General features: G+C 73.8%; 2 protein-coding genes. Both read right to left on the reverse strand.

Annotation, left to right across the window (positions count from 1 at the left end; translation table 11 throughout):
- On the reverse strand, positions 1-5482 hold a 5482-nt coding region (locus GAS53_RS53195; protein ID WP_151485030.1), incomplete at its 3' end, for a type I polyketide synthase.
- Positions 5483-5566: 84 nt separating this feature from the next.
- The coding region (locus GAS53_RS53200; RefSeq protein WP_151485031.1) for an SDR family NAD(P)-dependent oxidoreductase at positions 5567-11556 on the reverse strand (5990 nt) is incomplete at its 5' end.

Below are 11556 nucleotides of genomic sequence, written 5' to 3' on the forward strand. Positions count from 1 at the left end.
CGGCGGTCAACTCGTGCAGATGCCAGGCCGCGTCGGCCTTCGGCCGCATGACGCGATCGAGCTGCTCGGCCGTCATGGACTCAACCACACCGTCGTCCAGGACACCCGCCGCATGCACCACACCCGTGACAGGACGCTCCAACGAGCCGAGCGCGGCAGCCAGTTGCTCCCGGTCGGCCACATCGCAGGCGATGACGCGGGCCTCACAGCCCACCGCCGCCAACTCCGCGACCAACTCGCCCGCACCCTCGGCCGCCAGGCCGCTACGGCTCAACAGCAGCAAATGCCGTACGCCGTGCGCGGCGGCGAGATGCCGGGCGAACACCGCACCCAGACCACCCGTACCACCGGTGACCACCACCGTGCCCTCGGGGCCCAGCGGCGCCGGAACGGTCAGTACGACCTTGCCGACGTTGTGGCCCTCCCGCAGATGGCGCATCGCCTCGCGGCCCTGCCGCACGTCCCAGGTCTGGATCGGCGCGAACTGGAACACGCCCCGCTCGAACAGCGCCACGATCTCGGCCAGCAGCTCACCGAGCCGCCGCGGCCCCGCTTCCCACAGGTCGAACGCCTGGTAGGCGACGCCCGGCCGGTCCGCCGCGATCAGCGACGCGTCCCTGATGTCGGCCTTGCCCATCTCCACGAACCGGCCGCCGCGCGGCAGCAGGTCCAGGGACGCGTCGACGAACTCGCCCGCGAGGGAGTTCAGCACCACGTCCACGCCGTCGCCGCCGGTGACGTCCAGGAAGGTCTCCCGGAACGCCGTCTCCCGCGAGGAGGCGATGTGGTCGTTCTTCACGCCCGCCGCCCACACCACGTCCCACTTGGACGGGCTCGCCGTGGCGTACACCTCGGCGCCGAGGTGCCGCGCGATCTGCAGGGCCGCCGTGCCCACGCCACCGGCGGCGGCGTGCACCAGCACCCGCTCGCCCGCACGCAGCCCGGCCAGGTCCACCAGGCCGTAGTAGGCGGTCGCGTACGCCACCGGCACGGACGCCGCCTGCGTGAACGACCACGTGTCCGGCATCCGCGCGACCAGGCTGCGATGGGCGACGGCCACCGGCCCGAAGGAGTCCGGCACGATGCCGAACACCCGGTCGCCGGGCGCGAATTCGGTGACGTCGGAGCCGGTCTCCAGCACCACACCGGCCGCCTCGGCGCCCAACGGCACGTCGTCGGGGTACACGCCGAGCGCGATCAGTACGTCACGGAAGTTCAGGCCCGCCGCGCGGACCCCGATACGCATCTCGTCGGCGCCGAGCGGACGACGCGCACCGGAGGACGTGACCTCCACCGCGTCCAGGGAGCCCTTGCGCGCGACGGACAGGTGCCAGGCGTCGTCGGCGGGCGCGGCGGCCACGCCGAGACGCGGCGCGAACACCTCGTCCCCGCGCACGGCGCGCTGCGGCTCGTCCGCGTCGAGCAGCGCGCCCCAGCCGGGCTCGTCACCGTCACCGTCGCCGTCCGATTCCACGTCCAACAGCAGGAACCGGTCCGGGTGCTCGGACTGCGCGCTGCGCAGCAGACCCCACACCGCCGCCTGCGCGATGTCCGGCGTCTCCCCGGCGACGGCGACGGCACGCCGGGTCACGACGGCCAGCCGGGCGTCGCCCAGGGAGGCGCCGGCCAGCCACTGCCGCACCAGGGTCAGCGCCTGCGCGGCGGCTTCCCGCGCGGCCTTGGCCGGGTCCCCGTCCGGGGTGTCGACAGCGGCGACGACCAGCTGCGGGGCCGCCGCACCGTCGGCGACGGCCTTCTCCAGCGCGGCCAGGTCCGGGAACCGCTCGACCGCACCGGCCGCGCCGCCCAGCACCGCCACCCGCACGTCCTGCCCCGCACCGACCGCGACCGGTGCCCAGTCGAGCCGGTACACCGACTGCCGGCCGCTGCGCCGTAGCCGCTCCAGCTGGGCCGGGTCAACCGGACGCATGTCAAGGCGGGCCAGGCTCAGCACCGGCTCTCCCTGCTCGCCGGCGATGTCCAGGCCGAACGCGGTCTCGTCGACCCGCCGCATCCGGATCCGCACCCGCGAAAGACCGTGCCGCGCGAGGCGCACCCCGGACCAGGAGAACGGCAGGAACGCGGTGTCGCTCGGCCCGTCCTGGAGCAGACCCGAGTGCAGGGAGGCGTCGAACAGCGCGGGGTGGATGCCGAAGCTCTCGCCGCCGGTGTCACCGGGCAGGGCCACGTCCGCGAACACCTCGTCGCCGACGCGCCAAGCGGCCCGTACGCCCTGGAAGGCGGGCCCGTAGTCGAACCCGAGGTCCGCCATCCCGGCGTAGAGCGCGTCGGCGGACAGCTCGACGCCGTCGGCCGGCGGCCACTGCGCCGGAACCCACGACACCGGCGTGGCGTCCTCGGCGGCCAGCCAACCGCGCGCGTGACACACCGTCTCGGCCTGCTCGTCGTCCCCGGCCTCGGCACGGGCGAAGACCGCGACCTCACGGCGGCCGTCCTCACCCGCGGCGTCCACGGTGACCCGCAGCTGGACGGGCGTGCTCTCCTCCAGCAGCAGCGGCGACTCCATCACCAGCTCGTCCACCACCGGCACGCCCACCCGGCGCCCGGCGACCGACGCCAGCTCCACCCATGCCGTACCGGGCACGATCACCGAGCCCAGCACCACGTGGTCACTCACCCACGGCTGCGACTCGGCGGACAATCGCCCGGTGAACAGCCACTCGTCACGGTCACCGACCTGCACGGCCGCCGCCAGCACCGGGTGCTCGACCCGCTCAAGGCCGGCCGCCGCGACATCACCGGCCTGCACCGAGGGCGTCAGCCAGAACCGCTCGCGTTGGAAGGCGTACGTCGGCAACTCGACGCGCTGGGCGCCGGTACTGGCGTAGAACGCCTGCCAGTCGACGCCGACACCGGCGGTGTGGGCGCGGCCGAGGAAGCCGGCGAAGGTCTCGCTCTCGCCGTGCTTGGCCCGCAGGGCGGGGATGAAGGCGGCCTCGGTGTCCTCGATGCACTGCCGGGCCATCGCGGACAGCACCGCGTCCGGGCCCAGCTCCAGGAACCGGCGCACGCCGAGATCCCACAGGGTGCGCACCCCGTCGGCGAAACGGACGGCCTGGCGGACGTGCCGGACCCAGTAGTCGGCGTCGAAGGCGGACACCGGCTCGCCGGTCACGTTCGATACGACGGGGATACGCGGCTCGGCGTAGGTCAGCCGTGAGGCGACGGCCCGGAATTCGTCGAGCATCGGCTCCATGCGCGGGGAGTGGAACGCGTGCGAGACCCGCAGCCGGGTCGTCCTACGCCCCTGCCACTGCGGCAGCCATTCGTCTACGGCGTCCTCGTCGCCGGAGACGACGACGGCCAGCGGCCCGTTGACGGCCGCGATCTCCAGCCGGCCCTCAAACCCGGCCAGCGACTCCGCCACCTCGGCCTCGGCGGCCTGCACGGCCACCATCGCCCCACCCGACGGCAGCGCACCCATCAACCGGCCACGCGCCACCACCAGTTCAGCCGCATCGGCCAGCGACAACACCCCCGCCACATGCACGGCAGCGATCTCACCGACCGAATGCCCGATCAGATAGTCCGCACGCACACCCAGCGACTCCGCCAGCCGGAACAGCGCCACCTCCACCGCGAACAACGCCACCTGCGTGAACTCGGTGGAATTCAGCACGTCACTGTCCTCGGCCAGGAGCTCGCGCAGTGAACGGCCGAGCAACGGGTCGACCGCGGCACACACCTCGCTCAACGCCCGCTCGAACACCGGGAACGCCGAAGCCAGCTCCAGCCCCATACCGGGGTGTTGCGAGCCCTGACCGGTGAACAAGAACGCCGACTTACCCGCGACCGCCGGCTCCCCGGCCGTCAACTCGGCCAGCCGCGCCAGCAGCTCATCCCGGTCCCGGGCGACGACCACGGCCCGGCGCTCCAGCAGTGCCCGGGACGTCACCAGCGAATACGCCGCATCCACGACCGACACCTCGGGCCGCGCGGCCAGATGGGCGCGCAGCCGCTCAGCCTGGGCCCGCAGTGCCGTGTCCGTCTGCGCGGAGAGCACCACCGGCAGCGGAGCGGCGGGCACAGCCCGCTCGGCCGTCATCGGCGCCTCGGCCGGCGGGGCCTCCTCGACGATGATGTGCGCGTTCGTACCGCTCACGCCGAACGACGACACACCCGCACGGCGCGGACGACCGTCCGCAGCCCACTCCCGAGCCTCCGTCAGCAGCCGGACCTCACCGGACTCCCAGTCCACGTGCGGCGACGGCGCATCGACGTGCAAGGTCGGCGGCAGCACACCGTTCCGCATCGCCATCACCATCTTGATCACACCGGCGACACCAGCGGCGGCCGACGTATGACCGATGTTGGACTTGATCGAACCGAGCCACAGCGGATCGCCTTCGCGCTCGCGGCCGTACGTCGCCAACAGCGCCTGCGCCTCGATCGGGTCACCCAGCTTGGTACCCGTGCCGTGACCTTCGACGGCGTCCACGTCGGCGGGCGTGAGCCGCGCGCTGGACAGCGCCTGCCGGATCACCCGCTCCTGGGACGGGCCGTTGGGGGCGGTCAGGCCGTTGCTCGCGCCGTCCTGGTTGATGGCGGTGCCGCGGACCAGGCCGAGGATGCGGTGTCCGTTGCGCTTGGCGTCGGACAGCCGTTCCAGGACCAGCAGACCGAGGCCGTCGGCGAAGCCGGTGCCGTCGGCGGACGCCGCGTAGGCGCGGCAGCGGCCGTCCTCGGACAGACCCCGCTGCCGGCTGAACTCCCGCAGCATGAACGGGCTCGGCATGAGGGTGATGCCGCCGGCGAGGGCCAGGGAGCACTCACCGGTACGCAGCGCCTGCGCGGCCATGTGCAGGGCGACCGCGGAGGAGGAGCAGGCGGTGTCGACGGACACCGCGGGGCCCTCCAGTCCGAAGAGGTAGGAGACGCGGCCGGAGGAGACGCTGCCCGAGCCGCCCGTGAGCTGGAAGCCCTCCACCTGGGGAAGGCTCTTGTCCGGTCCCACGCCGTAGTCGGTGACGCTGAGGCCGAAGTAGACGCCGGTGTCGCTGCCGCGCAGCGCGTTCGCGTCGAGGCGGGCGTGCTCGAACGCCTCCCAGGACGCCTCAAGGAGCAGCCGCTGCTGCGGGTCCATCGCGGTCGCCTCACGCGGGCTGATCCCGAAGAACTCGGCGTCGAACTCCCCGATCCGGTCCACGAAGCCGCCGCCCTTGGCGTAGACCTTGCCGGGCTGGTCCGGGTCGGGGTCGTAGAGGCCCTCCAGGTCCCAGCCGCGGTCGGTGGGCAGCCCGGAGATGGCGTCGCCGCCCGAGGCCACCAGGTCCCACAGCTCTTCCGGGGAGGTCACCCCGCCGGGGTAGCGGCAGCTCATGCCGATGATGGCCAGTGGTTCGGCCGCCCGGTACTCGTTGTCCTCCAACTGCGCCCGGGTCTCGTTGAGTTCGAGCGCGACCTTCTTCAGATACCGGACGAGCTTTTCCTGCTGATCGATGTTGTCCGTGCTATCCGTCATGTCCGTGTCCCCCGTCACTCGTCCGTCCCCCGTCGCTCGTCCGTCGCTCGTCGCTCGCGCCCACGCTCGTCCGTCACTCGTCCGTCACTCGTCGCCCAGATCGACATCGATCATCTGGAAGAGTTCCTCGGCGGTGGTGGCCGCTTCGAGCCGCTCCCTGGCGTTCTGCTTCTTGTCGCCCTGGGTGTCGCCCGCCCCGGCGCTGATGCCGGACAGCAGGGCGCGCAGGCGCTTGGCCACCCGCTGCTGCTCGTCCGCGGAACTCGCGGCGAGCATCTCTTCGAGCTTCCTCACCTCTTGGTCGATGGGGGGCTCGGCCGGCTCTCCGCCGCCGATCTCCGACAGCAGCAGGCCGGCGACCGCGACCGGGGTGGGGTGGTCGAAGACCAGCGTGGCGGGCAGGCGCACGCCGGTGGTCTGGGTGAGCCGGTTGCGCAGTTCGACGGCGCTCAGGGAGTCGAAGCCGATCTCCTTGAAGGCGCGTTCGGGGTCGACGGAGCCGGCCGAGGTGTGCCCGAGGACGCCGGCGACCTGTGCCTGGACCAGTTCGAGCACGATGCGTCCCCGGTCGGCCTCCGGTGCCCCGGCCAGCCGTTGCGCCAGGGCCGCCGTGCCCGAGTCGGCCGCCCGCGCCGGCAGCCGGACCAGCCCGCGCAGCAGCGGCGGGAGCATTCCTGCGCGTGCCTGGGCGCGCAGTGCCGTCGTCTCCAGCAGCACCGGGGCGACGACGGCCGCGTCCACGTCCAGCGCCTGGTCGAACATCGCGGGGCCGGTCTCGGCGGTGAGCGCGCTGATGCCCATGCGTTCCAGGCGGGCCAGTTCGGCCTCGTCCAGGCTCGCGGCCATGCCCGTGGTACCGGACCACAGGCCCCACGCCATGGACATCGCGGGCAGTCCCGCGGCCCGCCGGAGCCCCGCCAGGGCGTCCAGCGTGGCGTTGGCGGCGGCGTAGTTGGCCTGGCCGGGGCTGCCGATGAGCGCCGACACCGAGGAGAACAGCACGAACGCGGTGAGGTCCGCGTCGGCGGTCAGCTCGTGCAGGTGCCAGGCCGCGTCGGCCTTGGGCCGCATGACGCGTTCGATCTGCTCGGCGGACAGCGACTCGATCACGCCGTCGTCGAGGACACCGGCCGCGTGCACCACGCCGGTGAGGGGACGCTCCAACGAGCCGAGCGCGGCGGCCAGTTGGTCCCGGTCGGCCACGTCGCAGGCGACGGCCCGCGCGTGGCAGTCCAGGCCCTCCAGTTCCGCCAGCAGTTCGGCGGCGCCGTCGGCCGCCGGGCCTCGCCGGCTGAGCAGCAGCAGATGCCGTACGCCGTGGGCGGTCGCGAGGTGCCGGGCGAACACAGCGCCCAGGCCACCCGTACCGCCGGTGATCACGACGGCGCCCTCGGGGTCGAAGACCGGCGGCCGGTCGGCCGCCCCGGCGGAGGCACGCGTCAGCCTCGGCGCCAGCAGCCGTCCGCCGCGCACCGCGAGCTGCGGCTCGTCGGCGCCGAGGACGGCGCCCCAGTCGGGCTCGTCGCCGTCCAGGTCGACGAGGACGAACCGGTCGGGGTGCTCGGACTGGGCGCTGCGCAGCAGACCCCAGACCGCCGCCTGGGCCGGGTCCGGCGTCTCACCGCCGACCGACATCGCGCCCCGCGTCGTCACCACGAGCCTGGTCTCGCCCAGCCACTCACTGGCCAGCCACCGCTGCACCAGTTCCAGCGCCTCGGCGGCGGCCTGCCGGGCGGCGTCGGGCACGTTCCCGTCCGGGGTGCCGACCGAGGCCAGCACCAGCTCGGGCACGGACCCGCCGTCGGCCACGGCGCGCTCCACCTCGGCGAGGTCACCGAGCACCGCGACCCGCGCCACACCTCCGGTCTGTGGCCCGCCCGAAGTCGCCGTCACCGGCGCCCAGTCGAGCCGGTGGACCGACTGTCCGCCGCCGCGGCGCAGCCGCGACAGCTGGGCGGGGTCGACCGGACGCATGTCGAGGCGGCCGAGGCTCAGCACCGGCTCGCCCTGCTCGGACACCGCGTCCACGCGCAGCGCCGCGTCACCGGCGGGCGAGATCCGCACCCGGACCCGCGACAGGCCCGTACGCCCGATGCTCACCTTCGACCAGGAGAACGGCAGGAGCGTCGCGCCGCCGCCGGACCCCTTCTCGGCGAACGCGCTGTGCAGCGTCGCGTCGAACAGTGCCGGGTGCAGGCCGAAGCTCTCGCCTCCGGTGTCGCCGGGCAGGGCCACGTCGGCGAACACCTCGTCGCCGACGCGCCAGGCCGTGCGCACGCCCTGGAAGACGGGCCCGTAGTCGAACCCGAGTTCCGCCATGCCGGCGTACAGCACGTCGCCGGTCATCTCCACACCGCCGGCCGGCGGCCACTGCGCCGGCGCCCAGGAGACCGGCGTGACGTCCTCGGCGGCCAGCAGGCCCCGTGCGTGGCAGGTCATCCCGGTCTGCTCGTCGTCCCCGCCCTCGGCGCGGGCGAACACCGCCACCTCGCGGCGGCCGTCCTCACCCGCGGCGCCGACGGTGATCCGCAGTTGTGCGGCGGAGCCTTCCTCCAGCAGCAGCGGCGACTCCATCACCAGCTCGTCCACGACCGGCACGCCCATCCGGCGGCCGGCGGCGGAGACCAGCTCGACCCACGCCGTGCCGGGCACGATCACCACGCCCAGGACCACGTGGTCGCGCACCCAGGGCTGCGAGTCGGCGGAGACGCGCCCGCTGAACACCCACTCGTCGCGGTCGCCGACCTGCACGGCCGCCGCCAGCACCGGGTGGTCCATGCGTTCCAGGCCCGCCGCCGCGACATCGCCGGCCCGCGCCGACGGCATCAGCCAGTAGTACTCCCGCTGGAACGCGTACGTCGGCAGGTCCACGCGCCCGGCGCCCGTGCCCTCGTACACCGCGTCCCAGTCGATCCGCACACCCGCGGTGTGCGCCTGGCCGAGGGAGAGCAGGAACCGGGGCAGTCCGCCCTCGTCGCGCCGCAGGGACCCGACCACGGACACCCGGCCGCTCGCGTCCAGTGCCTCGACGTTGTCCTCCACGGCCATCGTGAGCACGGGGTGCGGGGACATCTCCAGGAAGCATCCGGCGCCGCCCTCGACGAGGGCGCGGACGGCGGGCTCGAAGCGGACCGGGTTGCGCAGGTTCCGGTACCAGTACGCGGCGTCCATCGTGGCGGTCTCGACGTACTCTCCGACCACCGTGGAGTACACGGGGATCGTCCCGGCGGCCGGCCGTACCGGCGCCAGCGCGTCCATGAGCTCCGCTTCCAGCGCCTCGACGTGCGCGGTGTGGGACGCGTAGTCCACGTTGACGCGGCGGGCCCGGATCCCGTCGCGCTCGCAGGCGGCCAGCACATCGTCCAGCGCGCCCGGTTCACCGGCGACGATCACGGCCGCCGGGCCGTTCACCGCGGCGACCGTCACACGGCCCTCGTACGGAGCGATCAGCTCCTCCACCCGTTCCACGGGCAGCGAGACGGACATCATCCCGCCGAGGCCGGCAAGCCGGTCACGCACCAACTGGCTGCGTACGGCGACGATCCGGGCCGCGTCGCGCAGCGACAGACCGCCGGCGACGTACGCGGCGGCGATCTCACCCTGCGAGTGCCCGACGACGGCGGACGGTTCGACCCCGTACGACCGCCAGAGCGCGGCCAGACTCACCATCACCGCGAACAACGCGGGCTGTACGACGTCCACCCGCTCGAAGGTCGGTGCGCCGGAGGCGCCGCGCAGGATGTCCTCCAGGCTCCAGTCGACGAACTCGCCCAGCGCCTCACCGCACGCAGCGATCTCCGCCGCGAACACCGGTGAGGAGTCGAGGAGTTCGACCGCCATGCCGACCCACTGGGCGCCCTGGCCGGGGAACACGAACACCGGCTTCGCACCGGCCGTGCTCCGGCCCTCGACGGTCACCGGCGAGGGCTCGCCGACGGCCAGGGCGGCGAGACCGGCCAGCAGCTCGTCACGGTCGGCCGCGGCCACGACGCCCCGGTGCTCCAGGTGGGCGCGGGTGGTGGCCGCGGAGAATCCGAGGTCGGCCAGGGGCAGTTCCGGCCGCGCCAGCAGGTGGGCGCGGAGCCGGTCGGCCTGGGCCCGCATCGCGGCCGGCGTGCGCCCGGACACCGGCACGGGAACGGCCGGCATCGGACGCTCCCCGGCACGGTCGGCGGCCGACTCCCCGGCCGGGGCCTCCTCCAGGATGATGTGCGCGTTGGTGCCGCTCACGCCGAACGACGACACGGCGGCGCGACGCGGCCGGCCCTCCGAGGCCCACTCCCGCGCCTCGGTCAGCAGCCGGACCTCACCGGACTCCCAGTCGATGTGCGGGGACGGCGCGTCCACGTGCAGGGTGGGCGGCAGCACGCCGTGCCGCATCGCCATCACCATCTTGATGACACCGGCGACACCGGCGGCGGCCGACGTGTGGCCGATGTTGGACTTGATCGAACCGAGCCACAGCGGCTCGCCGTCCCGCTCCTGGCCGTACGTCGCCAGCAACGCCTGCGCCTCGATCGGGTCACCCAGCTTGGTACCCGTGCCGTGACCCTCCACCGCGTCGACCTCGGCCGGGGACAGTTTGGCGCTCTCCAGCGCCTGCCGGATCACGCGCTCCTGCGAGGGCCCGTTCGGCGCGGTGAGGCCGTTGCTGGCACCGTCCTGGTTCACGGCGCTGCCCCGGATCAGGCCGAGGATGCGCCGTCCCTTGCGCCTGGCCTCCGACAGCCGTTCCACGACCAGCAGGCCGAGGCCGTCGGCGAAGCCGGTGCCGTCCGCGGACGCCGCATACGCCTTGCAGCGGCCGTCGCCGGCCAGGCCGCGCTGCCGGCTGAAACCGATGAGCAGGTCCGGCGTGGCCATCAGCGAGATGCCGCCGACGAGGGCCGTCCCGCACTCGCCGGACCGCAGCGCCTGGGACGCCATGTGCAGGGCGACGGCGGAGGACGAGCAGGCCGTGTCCACGGACACCGCCGGGCCCTCCAGGCCGAGCGTGTAGGCGATGCGGCCGGAGACCACGCTCATCGTGGTGCCGGTGAGGTGGTAGCCCTCCAGCTCGGGAACCATCGTCGCGTGGTAACCCGAGGTGACGGTGCCGCAGAAGACGCCGGTGTCGCTGCCGCGCAGCGAGGTCGGGTCGATGCCGGCGTCCTCGAAGGCCTCCCAGGACGCCTCAAGGAGCAGCCGCTGCTGCGGGTCCATGGCGAGGGCCTCGCGCGGGCTGATCCCGAAGAAGTCCGCGTCGAACTCGCCGATGCCGTCGACGAAGCCGCCGGACCGCGTGTAGACCGTGCCGGCCTGGTCGGGGTCGGGGTCGTAGAGCCGCTCCAGGTCCCAGCCGCGGTCGGTCGGGAACGGGCCCATGCCGTCCCGGCCGGACGCCACCAGCTCCCACAGCTCCTCCGGCGAGGACACCCCGCCGGGGAACCGGCAGCTCATGCCGACGATCGCCAGGGGCTCGGCGTTGTCCACGCGCCGCGAGCGCCTCGTACGCGGACGGCTCGCCTCGGCGTCCACGGTGACCTGGGACACCAGCAGGCGGGCCACCGCCGCCGGAGTCGGGTGGTCGAACACCAGCGTCGCGGGCAGGCGCACGCCCGTGTTCTGGGTGAGCCGGTTGCGCAGCTCGACCGCGGCGAGGGAGTCGAAGCCGAGCTCCTTGAACGCGCGTTCGGGATCGACGGACGTGGCCGAGGCGTGTCCGAGCACGCCGGCGACCTGCGCCAGCACGAGTTCGAGCGCGACCTGCTCACGGTCCGCCTCGGGCACGCCCGCCAGACGCCGGGCGAGCGATCCGCCGGCCTCCGCGCGACGGGCGGCGGGCGCGAGCCCGCGCAGCACGGCCGGGACGGTGCCGGTCCTGGCCTGGGCGCGCAGCACCGCGATGTCCAGCCGGACGGGTGCCAGCAGCGCGGCGTCGGAGGCGAGCGCCTCGTCGAACAGGCCGAGGGCCGGCTCGGTCGTCAACGGCTTGGCGCCCATGCGCTCCAGGCGGGCCAGTTCGGCCTCGCCCAGCTGGGCGGCCATGCCCGCGGCCTCCGACCACAGGCCCCAGGCCAGCGAGGTCGCGGGCA

This window comes from Streptomyces albicerus (genome assembly GCF_008905045.1).
Lineage (GTDB): Bacteria > Actinomycetota > Actinomycetes > Streptomycetales > Streptomycetaceae > Streptomyces > Streptomyces albicerus.